Source organism: Limosilactobacillus walteri (genome assembly GCF_014830205.1).
GTDB classification, from domain to species: Bacteria; Bacillota; Bacilli; order Lactobacillales; family Lactobacillaceae; genus Limosilactobacillus; species Limosilactobacillus walteri.
The window spans coordinates 1-18,800 of sequence record NZ_QORN01000015.1 but is presented as its reverse complement, the minus strand read 5'-3'; the positions used below and the strand labels follow the sequence as shown (position 1 = coordinate 18,800).

Sequence of the window (18,800 nt, the reverse complement as noted above, 5' to 3'; positions counted from 1 at the left end):
AAGTGATTAAACTTAATTAATTGCGTATGTCCCCATATCATTTGCTACGATAACACGCCCAGCATAGGTCGCCCCATCATTTTGAGTTAAACCGACCTTATTATATGCAAATGTCACGGTAGCATTAGCTTTAACTGCTACTCCCATTACTTGTCCAGTATCAGTATTAATCCCTGATGGCATATCAACAGCGATGATAATAGCATTTGTATTATTAATGGCAGTGATAGCATCAGCATAACGTCCCTTAACAGGTCGGTCAATTCCAATACCAAACATAGCATCAACAATCAGGGTGGCATCATTGAGCGAAGTGAGATCAGTAGTTAGTGGAATCTTATAATATCGGCAAATTTTATCTTGCGTTTGGTGCTCAGCAGAAGCATGAGCAGGATTACCAACATTTAAGATTGTAACTTGAACTCCTGCAATATGAAGCAAGCGGGCAACGGCTAAACCATCCCCACCGTTATTGCCACTACCAGCAACGACAACAACCTTTTTAAGGTTTAAAGGAAATGCATGCAGGATTTCGTCACGAACAGCAAGGGAAGCCCTTTCCATTAAAACTAACGAAGGGATACCAATTGTATTGATTGTATATGAATCATAATGACGCATTTCTTCTGCAGTAACAAGTTTATCTATCATAATCCAAACCTCCTAAAAATACATTCTAAGGGTACCACTATTAGCAAACAGACGCTAAGAAAGTTATTCGGTTATAGTGGTTGGGATTAAATATAACTTTAACTAAATTCTAATTAAAAAATCGTTTGCTTATTCGTATATAGTTATAGAGGTATCTTTAATAAAGAAGGTCAGCCTTCTCTTAAATGAAAAGGTTGACCTTAAGACTAGTCAAATCGAATATTATACCAAATACTTAGAGCGATTAATAATGTGCCGACTATAAAGGACCATGTAATTTGCTCATTTAGAATGGCCCAGCCTAATAGTGTACCGACAACTGGTTGAAATAGGAAAAATAAGCCGGAACTTGCAGCTTGCATTAATTGGAGTCCCCGATTCCACATGATGAAAGCAGTCGCTGTTGATATTGCTCCTAAGTAAAGAAGCGCGCCCCAAACATTAAACGCTAGGATATTGACATTTCCGAATGTTGCTGACCAATTGTTAATCACAAATGGTGTTAAACAGATGATAGCGACCGCGGTTGAAACGGTTGTGATTTCTAGAACATCATATTGAGGATCAATCATTTTATTAATAACCGACATTAAAGCCCAGGTTAAACCAGCAAAATAAGAGTAAGAATAAAATGGCAACGACATACCGACACCAAACTAATTCTATTGGGGGAATAATTGTTACAATACTCTTAACAACAACGAACATTCCGCCCCAGATACTAGCAGCGATACTCAATAAAAGGCTTCCGACAACTTTATTTGATTTTTTCATTTATATCCCTCCGTTAAATTAATTTTTAACGGCGAGTTGGAACATCACATCCGCGTAATGGTGCAAAGATCATGATGTAGCCTCCTTTGCTATAGGATAAAAATTAAAGTCTAGGTTTACGCTACCTGATCCTTAGTAGACGATAACTGGTTCGTTTTGCTCTAGATCATGGTATGCTTGACCAGCGACACTCGGGTGCATATTGATACAGCCGTGAGAACCATCCTTTAGATAAGCGGTTTTTGACCAATTATTTCGCCAACTGGCATCATGGAAACCACAACCAGTTTCGGTAAATGGTGACCAGTAGTTAACTTTGCTAGCGTAGTTTGACCCGTCATCATTTTGACCGCGAAGGACTGAAGGGCTTTGTTGATACATGATATACCAGACGCCCTTTGGTGTTTTATTACCTTCATTATTGGTTCCGCTCACGATATCTGATGTGAGCACACACTTACCGTCACGGTAAAAGTATGCCCGTTGATCAGCAAGTGAAACTTCGGCATAAGTATCACCAATCCCATTGTTAGCTGTGACGTTATAACCAAGCCCCTTAGTATTGTAGCCATTTCCAATGAGGTCATGGTCCGCCTTAACTTCTTTTTGTCCATCGATGATTGCCTTAGTCAAAGAATCAGCGGCCTTTTTCGTGCTAATCTTCCAGCCGTATGATCCATCAGCTGCGGTTGTAATCTCGGTGCCGGAATGAGTCTTGAATTTAAATGGCTTCCCTAATGTAGCCTGCTTTTCATTAATTTCTTTTACATGGTCGTTTAATGCTGCAGTGTCAAAATTATACTTACCATTCTTATAAGTAGCCTTGGTAATAATCTGGTCACTCGATAGGTTGTATTTTTTATCTTGGACTAGGTAAGTAACTTCTTTGCCTTTAAGTTTTGCTAATTGTTGCTTTTCGTTTTGGACAGTTTTGCTATTAGCTTCAATTGGTTTTTCATGGTGCAAGGTAATATTGATTTTATTGCTGCCAGCTTGGTTGTTTAATTGGCTTACGGCATTTTTAAGGTCATATTTATTCCCATTGACCGCTGAAATAACCGTTACCTTTTCTTTTTTGTAAACAGCATAGGCATCAACTGGTGCTTGCCGAGTTTTATTAAGGTGCTCAACCTTTTCAGTTACGACAGTTTTTGCTGTATCAAGTGAACTTTCATCAAAATTGGACGGCTTTACCGATAGGTTGACCTTTTTATGAGAAGGAAATAACGTGAACTGTTTCTTTAATGCTTGGGTAAACTTGCCTTCGTCATTTGTAAAGTCGGCTTTAGTGGACTTGCTCTGATAAACTAGTTTGTTATCTACGTATACTTTGGTTGCTCCCGAGGTCCCCTTTACCTTATCGAAAGCTTGTTTGGCTGTAAGTCCGCCTACCGCTATATTATTAATAGTGACATTTTTATTAAAATGATTTTTTTGGTGGACATACATACCGGTTATGACCACGACTAACAAAGCGGCAGCTCCAATTAACCAGTATTTAATATTTAAACGCATCGTATCTTCCCTCAAATCGAAAATGTTATTTATATATGAAAAATAATTACGTTTTTTATCTTAGCACGGAAACTTAATAACACAATGAAAAAGATAAGATAAAAGTATTATAATTTTTGGCGGGCTTTTAGATAACGATCAATCCCATCTAAAAAGAACTTAAAGAAAAGACAAATGTTCAATAAGATGAGAACTTTAAAGAAAATATACCAATTGATAATTTTTAATGAGAAGTGAAAAAAGTCATAGATAATCACAAGCAAAATAAAAAGAATATTAGCTCGCAAAATATCTTTTGACCATTTATGATTGATAATATAGTGCCAAGTATTTTTTAGCATGGAAAAAATTGCTGTCATAATGAATCCTCACAAAATACTATAAAAAGTTTGCATAGATAATAGCAACAATAAAGAAAAAGAGGGCAGTAAGATATGAAACCTTAAGATTATCTCGCATTGTTAACGCCTTTCTAAAATGAAGATTGAATAAAAAATTCTCTATAATATAATAGTGATGTTTTGAATTAGCTGTAAAGGAGAAATTAATTTGAACTTACGAGTAAAACATTGGATTTATGGAATATTTTGCTTGTTAGTAGCAATAATTGCAATTGGTCCAGAATTACATGCTGCTTCTAATCCTGATGATAAAAAAGCAGTTGTCGAATCGCAAGTGAAAGAAGAACCGGTTAAGCGGGAATCAGCATCTAATAGTGAAGAACACATGCGAATACCAATTGACTGGCATAAGTCCTCAGAGACTATTCCTTATCCTGACCTGAGTAAGGTAAAGCATTTTTGGGTTAAAGTTGACCTAAAAAAGAATCGAACTTACTTATATGATGGTTCAAAAATTATTTATACGATGTATAGTACTGGCGGAGTTTATGCAAAAGACCCGAAAACAGGTCAGATGAAGAGTGCTACGCCCACCGGAACATTTTATGTCCAACAAGAGCGCGGTGATAATTTCTTTAATCAGTCCTTGAAAGAAGGGGCTAATTATTATGTTTCATGGAAAAATCATGGTGAATATCTTTTTCACAGTGTCCCAACTAAAGCAGATGGTCAATATAATGAAAAAGAAGCAGCTAAGTTGGGAAAGACGCAAGGATCACACGGATGTATACGGCTTTCAATACCTGATGCGCAGTGGATGGAGCATAACTTGCCAGTAGGTACTAAAGTTGAAATTGTAGGTTAAGTTTTTAAAGTCAATATTTTTAGCCCGATTAAAATTAAGTCGATTATCAAAAAACAAGCAAGCCCTTGGACAATTGAAATTTTAATTAATGGAAGAAAATATGTAAGAAGGTTATAGCTGATCAGAACAACGATTAGAATTAAATCGCACCCTAGCAAGTGGTTAAAAAAACGACCTTGCGATAATCGTGAAAACATATTAATAATCCTCCTTAATTAGCAATGGGGTATTTTCTGGAACGCCTTGGAGCCATTTGGCATCGGGCTTCGATACTTGAATTGTATTTTCAACTGGTGCTACTTTTTGCAGGTTACGTGAAACACGATGATTATCCATATCAGTAAGTGGCGTTTCAATATAGTATCCGTTATTGATCCCAAGCCAATATTTAGCAGTTGCTTGTCGCGAACCATTAATATGATAAATTTGTTGTCCACGAGCATGGAGAACACGAAGGGGATGCTGTTGGGTCGGCAAATTTATTCGAGCATTAATAGCATAGATAACACGGTGATTGCTAGTATTAACAACTAGAATTTTTTGAGGCCTTTTTAGGGCAATTAGTTCTAGTTGCTTTTTTTCAATTTGGGGGTATGTCCATTTTTCAGAAGCACGATGAATATTTGGCGAACGGAGCCGATTATAACTAAGGATTTGACTTGCTTTAGAAGCCTGAGAAATAAAACTACCAGTACAATATGTATAAATATTAAAGATAAAAATAAAAATGAAGAATAGGCCAATTGATATAATGAGCATGTGTTTTAGTTCTTTATTCATAACGAATCCCTTTATTATTTATTACTAAGTTTATCTTACCGTACTTGAAGGAAATAGGAGAATAGATTTCATGAAAAAATTCACAATTTTTATTTTATCCTTATTTACTGTACTAACCATAGGCGCACAAACGGTAACAGCTAGCAGCCGGATTGACGCAACGGCCGCAATAATGGCCGATGCATCAACAGGCCAAATTATTTACAAGCAAAATGCTGATAAGGCACTTCCTGTTGCTTCAATTACCAAATTGCTAACTATCCTAGTAATTGAAGATGAGATTCAACAAAAGCAGCTTTCGTGGGATACACAAATAAAGATTACGCCAGAGATAGCCGCAATTTCTAATGACCCCTCTTATTCAACGATTGGTTTAAAAGAAGGCCAATCATATTCAGTGCGGACGCTTATCAATGCAGCACTGGTAAAATCTGCTGACGGGGCAACAGTTGCCTTAGCGACTGCTACTGGTGATGGCACGGATGAATTTAACTTGAAAATGATGCAAAAGGCTAAGAAAATCGGGATGACTAACACCAATATTGTCAATTCTGTTGGCTTAGATAATGGTGATATGAAAAACTTCAAGTTGGCTGATCTTCCTAGTAATGCTTCAAATACAATGAGTGCTCGGGATGTAGCTATTTTATCTCAATATCTTGTAAAACATTATCCCGAGCTTTTGCAGATTACGGCCCAAAAAGAAGTTAAGATTCAGATTGCAAAAGACCAAGTAAAAAACGAAAAAAACTTAAATAAAATGTTACCCGGAGAATCTTATACAGTTAAGGGAGTAAAAATCGATGGCCTTAAGACTGGTACATCTGATAGTGCAGGTGCCTGTTTTGCAAGTACGGGGAAATACCGTGGTCACCGAATAGTTACTGTGATTCTCCACGCAAAAGGCGATGATAAAGATAATCGTTTTAAGGCGACACAGGAGCTATACAAGATATTAAAAAACGAGGAACATCTCCAAAGTATCAAGGTACCTGCTTCTGTAACAACCCGTAAAGTTGCTAACGGGGCAGCGAAAACAATGGAATTAGGACCACATCAAGTGACAATATGGAGCCCATATGATACTAGGACAGACTACACGATTGGAACTGAGTATAAAAAGAACCTTCTCAATAAAAGAGGAAAGTTGGTTGCGCCGATATGGAAAGATGAACGCGTTGGGAGTTTGCGCATAACCAGTAATCAATTAGAAACGCTTAATGGTGAACCTTTAATGTACTCTCTGTATAGTTCAAATGATGTTCGGCGGGGGAATTTCTACCAACGCTTACTACACTAATTCTTAATTGAAATGGGTGAATGAATATGAAAAAGAGTTACCGTGGAATTACGCTGACAATAATAGTTATCATTATCGCCATTGTTGGTGGTGCAATATGGCATCAGCAAAAGCATCGTAAGTATGTGCAATCTACTACTCCGACATTGTTCTTTCATGGCGGGGGTAGTAGTTATCATGCCGAAGAACATATGGTAAATGCAGCGAAAAAGGCTGGGGTGACGAATACGGTTTTGCGGGCAAATGTTGACCGCGCAGGGAAGGTTACTTTGCATGGTTCAATGCATAAGGGAGCAATTAATCCGATTGTCGAAGTTAATTATGAGGATAATCGGCAAATTAACTTTAATAAGAATGGTGAGTATGCAACAAATGTTGTTAAAGCTTTACAAAGCCGATATAAGATTACCAAAATTAATATGGTCGGTCATTCCCTGGGAAATATTTCCATTATTTATTATATGTTACAAAATGGACAAAACCCTAAGATGCCCCGCTTGCAGAAACAGGTTGACATTGCTGGACATTTTGCAGGATTAACATTTAAGCAATTTCCGGCTGCCGTTCAACAACCAGCGGGGATGAAGCTTAATAAAAATGGAAAGCCAAATAAAATGAATGCTACTTATCAGCAGATGACTCGTGCACGGCAAGCATACCCTCAGGGACAAGTCGCGGTACTTAATATTGTCGGCGATGTTGGTGACCACACAGACGGTCGTGTTGATAATATTTCATCTTTATCGCTTAAATACTTAGTTGGAACGCGCGCAAAGTCATATCGGGTTCTTAAAATCACTGGCAAAGACGCGCAACACTCAAAATTGCATGATAATGCTCAAGTAGACAAGGCACTAATTAACTTTTTGTGGGGAAAATAGCCAAGATAGATAAACATAATTGCAGGTAAGTGTTCAATCTTAAATCAGAACTAAAGAAAGGAAAAGTATGTTAAGTGTAAAAGGTGTAACTAAAAAATTCCCTAATCTTATAGCTGTAAAAAACTTAAGCTTTGAAGTTGAACAAGGAGAAGTAATTGGGTTAGTCGGTCAAAATGGTGCTGGAAAATCAACAACATTTAAAATGATTTTAAACTTCCTTTCGCCGGATGCTGGTGAAATAACTATACAGTCTAAAAAACTAAGTAATGACTTTTTAGATAATATTGGATATTTACCAGAAGAACGTGGTTTGTATTTAGATATGACTATCAAACAGCAGGTATTATATTTTGCTCAATTACATAATTATAGTAAAGCGAAGGCAAGTAAAGAATTACCCGATTGGTTGGAACGATTGGCAGTAAAAGGCACTGAACGTACATTAATAAAAAATCTGTCGAAAGGCAATCAGCAAAAGGTCCAATTGATTACAACACTAATTCATAAGCCAAAGATAGTAATTCTTGATGAGCCTTTTTCGGGGTTAGACCCAGTAAACATCAGTCTTTTAATCAGAGTTGTAAAACAATTAAAAGAAGAGGGAGTAGCAGTTATTTTTTCCTCACATAACATGAATAATGTAACAGAAGTCTCTGATAAAATTCTTATGTTAGTAAACGGCGAACAGAAACTATATGGGCCGATAAACCAAATTAGATCGAATTTTGAAAAAAATAAAATTTATTTGGAAGGTATTTTTAATGAGATGCAGCCAACTGTTTTTAATGGGGTGGTTCATCAAAAAGATGATTTTCCAGGAAAAGTTCTAACGTTTGATTCCGAAGAAAATGCAAGAAAGGCAATTGAACTAGCGAAAAAAGAACCATCTTTAACGGGATATCGTCTGTTGGAGCCAACTCTTGATGACATTTTTAGAAGAATTATAAAGGAGGAGGCCATGGAAAATGCATAAAATACTGGTAGTAGCCAAAATGGTTTTTAAAAAAAGAGTTTTATCGCCAACATATTATTGGATGATACTCGCTCCTATTCTTTTAATAGGCATCGGTATTGGATTTACTAAATACGTTGATGATCAAAATTCAGATCATAAGGCAATCATTGCTGTTGTAGCAGATAAAAATATACAAGAAGCATTAAAAAATCAAAAAACTTCAACATATCAAATCAATACTAAGATTAATACTCATAATAATAAGTTAAAAATTGATTTAGCTGATGGTGTAGTTGATGGGATTTTGTATATTAAGAACGATTTTTCTGAAATAAATTATAAATATAATGCAAGTAGCAATTCGAGCGATCCAACCAATGAGTTAAAGAAAAATATAACACTGCTTAAATCGCAATATATGGCAAGTAAAGCTGGTCTTAATGAAAAACAATGGCAAAACATTATAAAAGATGTAAACGTACAGAAAGAAAATGTTAATTATGATGGTAATACGATTAAATTAAATAACTCAGAATCTGCACAATATTTTAGTGAGTTTGCAGTTATTATTGCATTTTTCTTTTTAACCAGTTATATAAGCATAACAGGCGCTGAAATTGGAAATGAAAAAGGAAACCATTTAATCGAAGGCTTAACAGCAGCCATTCCGGCAGATAAACATTATGCTGGTAAAATGTTAGGAATTTTTTATTTGATAGGATTTCAAATAATTATCTATAGTGTGCTTGGAGGTTTAGGATATTTAATACTTCAAAAAATGCATAAAAAAGTTCTGGATTTAAATAAATATCTAAGTGGCATAAGCGCACAATACATCCTTATTGTTATACTATTAACAGTTGTATCTTTAGTATTATATGTATTTCTAGCTGCTATTTTTGCTTCATTTGTTTCAAGAGTTGAAGATATTTCACAGGCCACAAGTAGTGTTGCAAGTTTAATGTTGATTCCATATTTTTTAAGCTTTCTTACTCAAAGTAACCCCAACTTAGCGATTTCAAAAATATTGTCTTACTTTCCATATATGAGTCAAGGATTAATGCCAGTCCGAATCGCAAGAGGAGCTGCAACCTACAGTGATGGGTATATTTCATTACTGATCTCTATTATATTCGTAATGATAATGTATCTATTTTCTGCAAAAGTATATAAGAATAATGTTTTTTCTTATAGTAGTGAAAACCTAATTAAGGCAATGATAAAGCGGATTACAGCTTAAATATATTTAAGATAGATAAAAGCCGTTAGCATTCAAAAATGAACGCTAACGGCTTTTTGATGTATTTCACTAAATTTTATAAGTAACGAGTCTACATTCGACTGTGATGACAACGATGGGTGCTTAAAAATTGCTTACTATAAGCATCGACAGCACGGAATGCTTGCGCTACATCATCAGGAGTAACCGCAAATGGTAAGCGGTCCATTGTATCTTGTTCAGAACAAGCAGCTTCGCCAGCCTTGAGTAATTTTTCATCGGAAACATTCTCTAGGTGAAGGTCTGCAAGGGTTGTTGGCAAACCTAACGATAAGATAAATTGGAAATATTTATTATAACGTTCTTCATCGGCACCTTCGAGCATTAGTTGGGTTAAAGTTCCATAGGCAACTTTTTCACCGTGAGTTAAGTCATGGGTTTCTTCAAGGATAGTTAAACCATCATGAATTGCGTGCGCACCAGATAAACCACCGCTCTCAAAACCAAGGCCACTCATCAGCGTATTAGCTTCGACAATCTTGGCGAGCGCGGGCGTAACAACGTGATCTTGGGCTGCGGCAACAGCAAGGTGGGAATAATCAAATAAAGTATCCTCACACTTTTGCGCAATCGCATTACCAACCAATGTTTGTTTTTCGCCAAGCATTGTATCGCTGTTAGCCTTAGCAACTGCTTGGGCTTCAACATTTGTTGCAAGCGCATCTGCAATTCCTGAGATTAACATCCGAACAGGACCACCCGCGATTACTTGGGTGTCAACCAACACTAAGTCAGGATTTTGGTTATAGAACCGGTAGTGGTCAAAGCCACCGTCATCGGTATAGATAACTGAAAGTCGTGAACAAGGGGCATCATTAGAAGCAAGCGTTGGCATAATTACTACTGGTAGATGTAAGTTATCAGCGATAGCCTTAGCGGTGTCAACTGTCTTGCCACCACCGAGACCGTAAATTACTGAAACGTTATTTTCTTTACCGATAGCAGTTACTCGGTCAACTTCATTGGTTGATGACTCGCCATTAAACTGTACGCGAGTGACATCATAACCGTTATCCTGTAAGTATTCTTCAAACTTTTGACCAACGATTTTATAAACCGTATTGCCCGCTAATAATAAGGGCTTTTTGCCAAAGTCTTGTAAATACTTATCACTTTCGAAAAGTACACCTTTGCCTTGAATGTAAGACGATGGTGAACCGAATTCTTCAACCATATTAAATCCCTCCAGTATATGCTTTGTGTACTCTTTAACAATATCACTTTTAAAGCTTTGAGGGAAGTTTCGGCTCATTTAATTAATTTAAAATTAAGTGTTGACTTTGAATTATTAGAATGTTTTAATAATAGACAATAATTAAACGGAAAGGAAGATTCTTGATGACCTCATTATCATTAACTGCTAAGAACTATTATTTTGGCTTTGCTTACTTTATGTAGGTCCGTGCTGTTTAGGTGCGGACTGGGACGTTCGGACCTAAGCAGAGTTGAGTTAATGATGCTTTGCTAGGTGTTAGTCTAGTAGAGCGAGATATTCAGGGTTCCTGTATATAATTACGGCGAATTGACATATCGCCCAAGGCGCTAACTAGATTGACTGAGTCTCAGATCTGGTTAGCGCTTTTTTATGATTATTAAAGGGAGAGAAGAGATATGGAAATGCCTGTTGCCGAATCACAGATTAATAAACGTCGCTTGTCACTGAGCCTTTACTTGAACTACTTGATTCATGGTTTTGGAATCATTATCTTAGCGCAAAATATGGTTGCTCTTGGGAGTGTCTGGCAAGTACCGATTAAAACAGTATCTTTTGTTATTTCGGGAATTGGAATCGGGCGGTTAATTGCTTACCTAATAACTGGAACCTTAGCTGATATGCTTAGTCGAAAATTGTTTGTGTTTATTGGCATGGCCTGTTACTTGATTTTTGCTATTGGGATGGTAATGACACACAGTATTCCGGTTGCTTATGGTCTAGCGATTTTAGCAGGAATTGCTAATTCGGCACTAGATGCAGGGACATACACGACTTTAGTAGAAATGAATAATGGTAAAGGCTACGATACGATTTTAATTAAAGGCTTTGTTTCGCTTGGGGAATTTATCTTGCCATTAATTGTCGCGGCTTTATCGGCTAATAATTTATGGTTTGGTTGGTCCTTTATTGTAATGGCGGTATTGATTATTACAAATATGATTAATATGAGCACTATCAAATTTCCTAAAATTCAACGGGTAACGCTCCGTCACCATCAACAAACGGTTCGTCGACCTAAGAAGTCAATTAGGAAAATGGTTGCAACAATCCTCCTGCTCGGATACGGTTACTCATCCATGGCTGTGATGATTTGGTTTACACAGTGGATTACCCTTTTTGCGCAGAAGTCCCTCGGGTACGGCAACCTTGCTGCTCATACACTCTTATCGCTTTACAGTGTTGGTTCAATTATAGGAGTAATTACTTTATTTATTTTGTTAAAGCGGAATGTTAATGAAATGACTTTATTGGTTAGTTTGAATTTAACGGCAGTTATCGCGTTACTCATTATCCTAATTGCGGGGAATAATATTAACCTTGTCAGTGTAGCCAGTTTGGTATTTGGATTTAGTGCTGCTGGTGGAATTATGCAGACGGGATTAACGGTTTTCATGAACCTTTACCCCCGCCATCGTGGCATGGTGACCGGAGCATTTTACTTTTTTGGCAGTATCGCCTCATTCACGGTTCCGCTAATTACGGGTGTTTTATCCGCGCATAGTATTCAATTAGCATTTGCGGGGGACCTAGCAGTTGCCGTTAGTGGAACAATTTTAATGGTTATTTTAGCTTTATTAAATACAAAGGGGAAGATTAAGAATGGAACGAATTGATGGACACACGATTTTAATTGGCCTTATGGCAACACCAATCAGACACTCAATGTCACCAACGATGCATAACAATGCTTTTGCTAAATTAGGCTTAAATTACGCCTATCTTGCTTTTGAAGTGGGTAATGACCAATTAGCGGATGCGGTGCAGGCGATTCGCACGCTTGAGATGCGGGGATCAAATGTTTCAATGCCAAATAAACAAAAAATTTTACCGCTCCTCGACAAACTATCGCCAGCAGCTGAGATGGCTGGAGCGGTCAATACTGTGGTAAATGATAATGGCGTATTAACTGGCTATACTACTGACGGAACCGGCTTTATGAAATCGCTAGCGGATGAAGGCTTGGATATCCGGGGCAAGAAAATGGTGTTAACTGGTGCTGGTGGTGCAGGAACCCCGATTGCCATTCAAGCCGCATTAGATGGGGTAAAAGAGATTGCGATTTTTAACCGGCAAGATGCCCAGTGGCAACAGGCTAAGAAGAATGTTGAAATGATTAATTCGCAGACAAACTGTCATGCCAGCTTGCATCATTTGGAGGATCGCGATGATTTCAAGCATGAGTTAGCGACAGCTGATATTTACTGTGATTCAACTGGGGTGGGAATGAAACCGCTGGAAGACATGACCCTTGTTGAAGATCCGGGATGGTTCCATAAGGATATGATTGTTTTTGATACAGTTTATGCGCCGCGAGAAACAAAGCTCATGAAAGTTGCTAAAGAGGCTGGTGTTAAACACGTCCTCAATGGCTTGGGGATGATGCTCGAACAAGGCGCGGAAGCCTTTAAGCTTTGGACTGGAGTAGCGATGCCTGTTGAATATATTCATCAGTTATTATTTGACGAGGAGCAAGAATAGATGCGGACAGTTGAAGTAAACGGCCTTGAAATCGGGGCGGGTAAACCTAAAATTGCAGTTCCGTTAGTAGAGGCAACAACAGGGGCACTAGTTAGTGCTGCGAAACAAGCCTGCCAAGAGCCGATTGATATGGTTGAATGGCGGCTGGACTTTTTCGCTAAGATTCATAACAGGGCAGCAATCATTGAAACTGCTCGGGTGTTACGTCAGATTTTAGAAGACCGCCCATTATTAGTTACTCTCAGAACAAAAAATGAGGGTGGTAATTATCAGCCAACGATTGCGGAATATATTAATATTTACCGCGAATTAATTAAAAGTCATTTAGTCGATTTGATTGATATTGAAGTTTTGCAACCGCCAACAGCAATTCTGCCGTTAGTTCGGTTAGCACATAATGAGCAAGTAAAAGTTATTATGAGTAATCATGATTTTTCCCAAACACCGTCGGCAACTGTCCTGCAAGCGCGGATTGAACGAATGGCTGATCTTGGTGCTGATATCGCAAAATTCGCGGTTATGCCACAGTCGCGAGAAGACTTATTAACGATTTTAAGAGTTAGTCTTCATCATGCTGATTTGACAGATGGGATTCCATTAGTGGCGATTGGCATGGGACAACAAGGGAAAATCATCCGAATTGGTGGAGAAATTTTTGGTTCCTGTATCAGTTTCGGTACCGTTGGGAAAGCATCGGCGCCTGGTCAATTGGCAGTAGCTAAATTAAGTGAAATTCTAGATGTACTACATGAGTAAGGAGGGTCAATATGGAAGATTTATCAACAAGTCGAAAGAAAATCAATGAACTTGATCAACAGCTGGTAAAACTTCTTGAAGAGCGTTTTAACGTGGTAACAGAGGTAAATGATTATAAGCGTCAACATGATTTACCGATACTTGATGCCAAACGGGAACAACAGGTGCTTGCTAAAGTAGCAGGTTTAACTAATCGCTCTGACCTTCTCCCATACCTCCAAGAAATTTATCAAGAAATTATGCAACGTTCACGAGAATACCAAAAGCGCCAACGAAAGGATTGAATTAGATGCATTATATTACAGCAGGAGAATCACATGGCCCGCAACTAACAGGGATTATTGAAGGAATCCCAGCCGGTTTAACAATTGATATTGAAAAAATTAACCAAGCGCTTGCAAGCCGGCAAGGAGGTTATGGTCGTGGGAATCGGCAAAAAATTGAACATGACCAAGTTGAAATAGTTGGCGGCTTACGTCATGGCGTCACTCTGGGTTCACCACTGGCCTTAATTGTAAAAAATCGGGACCATGCGCATTGGTCTGAAATTATGAATCCGACTAGTCCAGCAACCCCAGCCAACACTGTTCGGCGGGTTGAACATCCCCGTCCTGGTCATGCAGATTTAGTTGGCGGGATGAAATATCGGCACCGCGACTTACGAAATGTTCTGGAACGTTCTTCGGCCCGTGAGACAGCAATGCGGGTTGCGATTGGAAATATTTGTGAACAACTGTTGGCGGCCCTTGATATTCAAATAATCGGTTACGTTCAGCAAGTGGGGCCGGTAAAAATTGATACCGAGCCTTCGCAGGCACTAACAGTTCCCCAAATACAAAAACAAGTGGCAGCTAATGACCTGCGCATCCTCAATCAAGATAAGGTTACTTTAATCCATGACTTAATTGACCGGACAAAGCGCGAGGGAGATACACTTGGCGGAGTTATCCGGGTGGTAGTTGAGAATGTTCCTGCTGGCTTAGGGAGCTATATTAGTTGGGATACTAAGTTAGATGCTAAGTTAGCCGGTGCCGTTATGGGCGTTAACGCGATTAAGGGCGTTAGTTTTGGTGACGGGTTTAAGGATGCTGCAAGTTTGGGCAGTCAGGTAATGGACGAAATAAATTATGACTCGACAAAGGGCTTTTCCCGCCTTACTAACCATCTTGGCGGTTTTGAAGGTGGCATGACTAATGGGATGCCAATTATTATTAATGCGGCAATGAAGCCAATCCCGACCCTTTACAAACCATTGCAAACGGTCGACGTAAATACGAAGGAACCGTTAAAAGCAAATGTTGAGCGCTCAGATACGACGGCGATTGTACCAGCATCAATTGTTGTTGAAAATGTTGTCGCAATTGAACTAGCGAAAGCAATAACGGACGCCTTTGAATCCTCGAATATTGGCCGGCTTAAAGATGAAATTAATCGTTACCGGCAAGAATTGGTGGAATACTAATGATTATTCATACCTTGGGACCAGCTGAAACGGATAGTTATCAAGCAGCCGTAACTTATCTTCGGAAGCAAAACCTTAACGGCCGCATTACCTTACATCCTAGTTTTGAAGATATCTATCAGCACCTTGAACAATTAAGGGAGGATTATTTGATAGTTCCGGCAGCGTTTCGCAATCAGCAAGGAGATAGTTGGGGTGACTTACACTATCGCTATGCTAACCAACTAAAATTAGTTGATAGTCTAGTGACTGAACTGGCGCCCATGGTATTACTGCAACGTGATGATCCTAGTTCGTCAGTTGCTTATACTCATGCCGCCACGTTAGAACTATTGCGGGCAAGCGTTGCTGAAAATATAACCATTGTAACGGTTCCGAGTAAATATGAGGCTTATCAACGATTTATAAATAACGGCCAATATGCTTTGACTAGTAAGAAATTTGTTCGCTTAAAGGCGGGAATAAAAATTAACCAGGAATATACTACCCAAATGCTGTGGGGAATTTACCAAATAGGAGGAAGAAACGATGAAAACGTTGCTACCAGCTAAAAATGGCTTACATGGTACTTTGATGGTTCCGGGAGATAAGAGTATCTCACACCGGGCAATAATGCTAGGGGCTATCAGTCATGGTGAGACAATGATTCATCACTTCCTCAATGGTGAAGATTGTCGATCAACGATGCAGGCGTTTAGAGAACTTGGTGTTGTAATTGAACAAGCCGATAATGACGTGTTAGTTCATGGTCATGGGTTTAACCACTTAAGACCGGCGGCGAAACCATTAAATATGGGAAATTCTGGGACAACAACGCGCTTAATGATGGGGATTTTAGCAGGAACCCCCTTTGCTACCACTTTGGTAGGTGATTCTTCCCTTCAACGACGACCGATGGAACGGGTCAGTCAACCCTTAAAGGCATTTGGGGGAGAAATTGAACTAGCTTCTTCAGGAACATTGCCTGCAAAGGTTATCGGTCACCCTTTGCATCATGCTGAATATCATATGACGGTGGCTAGTGCACAGGTTAAGAGTGCTTTGATTTTTGCTGCATTGCAAGCAGACGGCAAGTCAACGATTATTGAGAAATTGCCAACAAGAAACCACACTGAGATTATGCTCCAACAATTTGGGGCTGAAATCACAACGAGTAATGAACGAATTATTTCAGTAACACCGCAGCCTCATTTAACGGGGCAAGTAGTTGAAGTACCAGGAGATATCTCTTCAGCTGCCTTTTTCCTTGTTGCGGGGACGATTGTTCCTAATTCAGAGCTAACATTGCAACGTGTTAACCTGAACCCGACTCGCACAGGTATTATTCAAGTATTGCAGAAAATGGGAGCTAAACTATCGATTGAGGAATTGCCGACAAAGGGTGAACCGTTGGGCAATATTACCGTTAAAAGCAGTGAACTTCAGCCAATTAATGTGGGGGCAGCGATGATTCCAAGCTTAATTGATGAGTTGCCATTGGTTGCCCTGCTAGCAGCTTGTGCTAACGGTCAAAGTAAAATTACTGGCGCCGAGGAATTGCGGGTAAAAGAAACGGACCGCATCAAAACTGTTGTTGAAGAATTACGGAAATTAGGGGTTCATGTAGAAGAACTGCCGGATGGCATGATTATTGATGGTCAGGCAACTTGGCAAGTTTGTAATTCACAATTAGCGAGTCATGGGGACCATCGAATCGGGATGATGGATGCAGTAGCAGCCTTAAAAGCAAGCGATGAATTAACCTTAACTGATGAAAAGGCGATTAATATTTCATATCCTGACTTCTTTACTGATTTAGAAACACTAGCGGGGAGGAATTAATGGTGGAAACAGTTTTTATTAAAGGCCTAGGCTTGATTGGCAGTTCATTAGCCCACGCAATTAAGCAATCGCATCCCCAAACGCAAATTATCGCCAGTGATATCAATGAAGAAGCATTACAATATGCAAAAGAGAATAACATTGCGGACAAGGTCGTGACTGATATGACAGGGAGCGGGCAGGCCGATTATATTATTTTGGCTAGTCCGGTTTCACAAATTATTAAGGATATCGCTACGTTAGCTAAGCTGAACTTAAAGCCGGGAGTAATTATCACCGACGTTGGCAGTACTAAACAAACTGTTATGCAAGCAGCACGGGTTTTAACGCAACGTGGCGTGACTTTTATCGGTGGGCACCCAATGGCCGGCTCACATAAGTCTGGTGTTCAAGCAGGTCGGGCTGACTTAATTGAGAATGCCTACTACTTTTTACTGCCGGCATCACAAACAGCGGATGTTACAAAATTAACGCGGTTGCTTGCGGGAACGAATGCTAAGTGGCTCCCACTAAGCCCGGCCCAGCATGATAAAATCGTAGCCCAAATTAGTCATGTACCGCATATTATTGCGGCAGAATTAGTTAACCAAACCCAGCAGACATTCCAAGATGAACCAGTTGGCATGCGGGTAGCTGCAGGAGGATTCAAATCGGTGACGAGAATTGCTGCTTCGGACCCGACAATGTGGAGTGCAATATTGCTTAACAATAAGGACCTAATTTTAAACCAGTTAAATGACTATATTACGGGATTAGCAAATATTAGCAGCTTGCTTGAAAAAAGAGGATCGGTCAGCATTATTTGACTTCTTTCAGCAGGCGAAAACCAGCCGTGAGAGTTTAAATACGCCTGTACGGGCGCCGTTCTATGATTTATTTCTTAATATTCCGGATAAACGTGGCGAGATTGCCAAGGTAACGGGGATGTTGGCTAAGCAAAACCTTTCATTAATCAATATTCAAATTTTAGAAGTTCGTGAAGATATTAACGGGATTTTGCAATTGGTTTTCAGTACAACAGCAGACCGCGACCAAGCAGCTCATATTTTGGCAGATGAGTATGAAATCGTAACGAGGTGAAATGATGAAATTAATATTAATTGGCTTTATGGGCAGCGGGAAGACAACGATCAGTCAGTTTCTGGGACAGCAGCTAGCTGAACCGGTTCTTGACTTAGACCGCGAGATTGAACGGCAACAGCAGCAAACTATTCCGCAGATTTTTGCGCAAAGTGGTGAAAAAGGTTTTCGCCAAATCGAACACGATGTATTACAACAGAGTATAGGCTTTTCGGGGATCCTTGCGACTGGCGGAGGAACACCGTTGCGCGCGGATAACCTGCAGCTGCTTCGTCAGGCAGGCGTTCCGGTTATTCTCTTAGTTGCTAGTCCCGCAGAAACTTATCGGCGTCTTCAGCAACAGGATAACCGACCGCTGGGGAATAAATTAGATGTTGCTGGCATTCGCCAATTACAACGTGATCGGCAGCCATTTTATGATCGTTGTGCTGATGTTAGCATTATGACTGATGATCGAACACCAGCAGAAATTACCCAGGAAATAATTAAATATCTTCAAAAATAAAAGGAAGGGTAAATAACCTTTTCGCCAAGGTGGTGGTTAGCACGGTACGAGCTGATTATCGTTCGTCCTTAGACGCAAACCTTGTGGTTATTTGCGATCGTTCTTTAAAATAGTAAAGGGACTGTGACATAAGTCTCCTAT

The 18,800-nt window shown here is 39.2% G+C and carries 20 protein-coding genes and 1 pseudogene; 14 read left to right on the top strand and 7 right to left on the bottom strand.

From position 1 onward, the window contains the following. Positions 1-12 precede the first annotated feature (12 nt). From DTK66_RS03930 to DTK66_RS03915, 5 genes are all read right to left on the bottom strand, one after another. The gene (locus DTK66_RS03930) at positions 13-651 is read right to left on the bottom strand and encodes an NAD(P)H-hydrate epimerase (protein WP_191667852.1); all 639 of its coding nucleotides are present in this window, start codon (positions 649-651) and stop codon (positions 13-15) included. Between the two features lie 206 nt (positions 652-857). Next, complete coding sequence (locus DTK66_RS03925) at positions 858-1,241, bottom strand: DMT family transporter (RefSeq protein ID WP_225208991.1); 384 nt, start codon at positions 1,239-1,241, stop codon at positions 858-860. After that, positions 1,228-1,425: an EamA family transporter gene (locus tag DTK66_RS10980; protein ID WP_225208990.1), complete on the bottom strand. Its 198-nt coding sequence runs from the start codon at positions 1,423-1,425 to the stop codon at positions 1,228-1,230. Before DTK66_RS10980 ends, DTK66_RS03925 begins: the two co-directional genes overlap by 14 nt. A 132-nt stretch (positions 1,426-1,557) precedes the next feature. Further along, a complete protein-coding gene (locus DTK66_RS03920; RefSeq protein ID WP_191667851.1) occupies positions 1,558-2,940 on the bottom strand; it encodes a L,D-transpeptidase family protein in 1,383 nt (460 codons plus the stop codon). 107 nt (positions 2,941-3,047) lie between these two features. After that, positions 3,048-3,299: a hypothetical protein gene (locus tag DTK66_RS03915; protein WP_172971302.1), complete on the bottom strand. Its 252-nt coding sequence runs from the start codon at positions 3,297-3,299 to the stop codon at positions 3,048-3,050. Between the two features lie 190 nt (positions 3,300-3,489). Here DTK66_RS03915 and DTK66_RS03910 point away from each other — a divergent pair, with 190 nt between their 5' ends. Next, positions 3,490-4,146 carry a L,D-transpeptidase gene (locus tag DTK66_RS03910; protein ID WP_191667850.1) on the top strand — a complete coding sequence of 219 codons (657 nt, stop codon included), beginning with the start codon at positions 3,490-3,492 and terminating at the stop codon, positions 4,144-4,146. 198 nt (positions 4,147-4,344) lie between these two features. On the opposite strand, the gene DTK66_RS03905 is transcribed toward DTK66_RS03910, so the two are convergent. Continuing rightward, on the bottom strand, positions 4,345-4,926 hold the full coding sequence (locus DTK66_RS03905; protein ID WP_153931089.1) for a hypothetical protein: 582 nt from the start codon (positions 4,924-4,926) through the stop codon (positions 4,345-4,347). A 70-nt stretch (positions 4,927-4,996) separates the two neighbouring features. On the opposite strand from DTK66_RS03905, the gene DTK66_RS03900 reads away from it, so the two are divergent. The 4 genes from DTK66_RS03900 to DTK66_RS03885 all read left to right on the top strand — a co-directional run bounded on the left by DTK66_RS03900 (position 4,997) and on the right by DTK66_RS03885 (position 9,302). After that, positions 4,997-6,226, top strand: a complete 1,230-nt coding sequence (locus DTK66_RS03900; protein ID WP_153931088.1) for a D-alanyl-D-alanine carboxypeptidase family protein — start codon at positions 4,997-4,999, stop codon at positions 6,224-6,226. A gap of 26 nt (positions 6,227-6,252) precedes the next feature. Further along, positions 6,253-7,107 carry an alpha/beta hydrolase gene (locus DTK66_RS03895; RefSeq protein ID WP_191667849.1) on the top strand — a complete coding sequence of 285 codons (855 nt, stop codon included), beginning with the start codon at positions 6,253-6,255 and terminating at the stop codon, positions 7,105-7,107. A 67-nt stretch (positions 7,108-7,174) separates the two neighbouring features. Then, positions 7,175-8,080 carry an ABC transporter ATP-binding protein gene (locus tag DTK66_RS03890; protein WP_191667848.1) on the top strand — a complete coding sequence of 302 codons (906 nt, stop codon included), beginning with the start codon at positions 7,175-7,177 and terminating at the stop codon, positions 8,078-8,080. After that, positions 8,073-9,302 (top strand): ABC transporter permease, encoded by a 1,230-nt coding sequence (locus tag DTK66_RS03885; protein WP_225208989.1) that lies wholly within the window; start codon positions 8,073-8,075, stop codon positions 9,300-9,302. The genes DTK66_RS03890 and DTK66_RS03885 overlap by 8 nt, the downstream gene beginning before the upstream one ends. A gap of 91 nt (positions 9,303-9,393) precedes the next feature. Here DTK66_RS03885 and DTK66_RS03880 read toward each other — a convergent pair whose 3' ends face one another. Next, the gene (locus DTK66_RS03880; protein ID WP_191667847.1) at positions 9,394-10,515 is read right to left on the bottom strand and encodes a glycerol dehydrogenase; all 1,122 of its coding nucleotides are present in this window, start codon (positions 10,513-10,515) and stop codon (positions 9,394-9,396) included. Positions 10,516-10,952: 437 nt separating this feature from the next. Here DTK66_RS03880 and DTK66_RS03875 point away from each other — a divergent pair, with 437 nt between their 5' ends. The 9 genes and pseudogenes from DTK66_RS03875 to DTK66_RS03835 all read left to right on the top strand — a co-directional run bounded on the left by DTK66_RS03875 (position 10,953) and on the right by DTK66_RS03835 (position 18,659). Then, complete coding sequence (locus DTK66_RS03875; RefSeq protein ID WP_191667846.1) at positions 10,953-12,170, top strand: MFS transporter; 1,218 nt, start codon at positions 10,953-10,955, stop codon at positions 12,168-12,170. Further along, complete coding sequence (locus tag DTK66_RS03870) at positions 12,157-13,035, top strand: shikimate dehydrogenase (RefSeq protein ID WP_153931084.1); 879 nt, start codon at positions 12,157-12,159, stop codon at positions 13,033-13,035. Before DTK66_RS03875 ends, DTK66_RS03870 begins: the two co-directional genes overlap by 14 nt. Continuing rightward, the gene (aroD, locus tag DTK66_RS03865; protein WP_191667845.1) at positions 13,036-13,791 is read left to right on the top strand and encodes a type I 3-dehydroquinate dehydratase; all 756 of its coding nucleotides are present in this window, start codon (positions 13,036-13,038) and stop codon (positions 13,789-13,791) included. It abuts the gene before it with no gap. 11 nt (positions 13,792-13,802) lie between these two features. Beyond that, on the top strand, positions 13,803-14,075 hold the full coding sequence (locus tag DTK66_RS03860; RefSeq protein WP_153931082.1) for a chorismate mutase: 273 nt from the start codon (positions 13,803-13,805) through the stop codon (positions 14,073-14,075). Between the two features lie 5 nt (positions 14,076-14,080). Continuing rightward, entirely contained in the window at positions 14,081-15,253 is a 1,173-nt protein-coding gene (gene aroC, locus DTK66_RS03855) for a chorismate synthase (protein WP_191667844.1), read from the top strand. After that, a complete protein-coding gene (locus DTK66_RS03850) occupies positions 15,253-15,804 on the top strand; it encodes a hypothetical protein (protein WP_191667843.1) in 552 nt (183 codons plus the stop codon). Before aroC ends, DTK66_RS03850 begins: the two co-directional genes overlap by 1 nt. After that, entirely contained in the window at positions 15,782-17,074 is a 1,293-nt protein-coding gene (gene aroA, locus DTK66_RS03845) for a 3-phosphoshikimate 1-carboxyvinyltransferase (protein WP_191667842.1), read from the top strand. The genes DTK66_RS03850 and aroA overlap by 23 nt, the downstream gene beginning before the upstream one ends. Positions 17,075-17,076: 2 nt before the next feature. Beyond that, positions 17,077-18,154, top strand: a pseudogene (locus tag DTK66_RS03840) (prephenate dehydrogenase). 1 nt (position 18,155) lies between these two features. Beyond that, entirely contained in the window at positions 18,156-18,659 is a 504-nt protein-coding gene (locus DTK66_RS03835; protein ID WP_225208988.1) for a shikimate kinase, read from the top strand. Positions 18,660-18,800 lie beyond the last annotated feature (141 nt).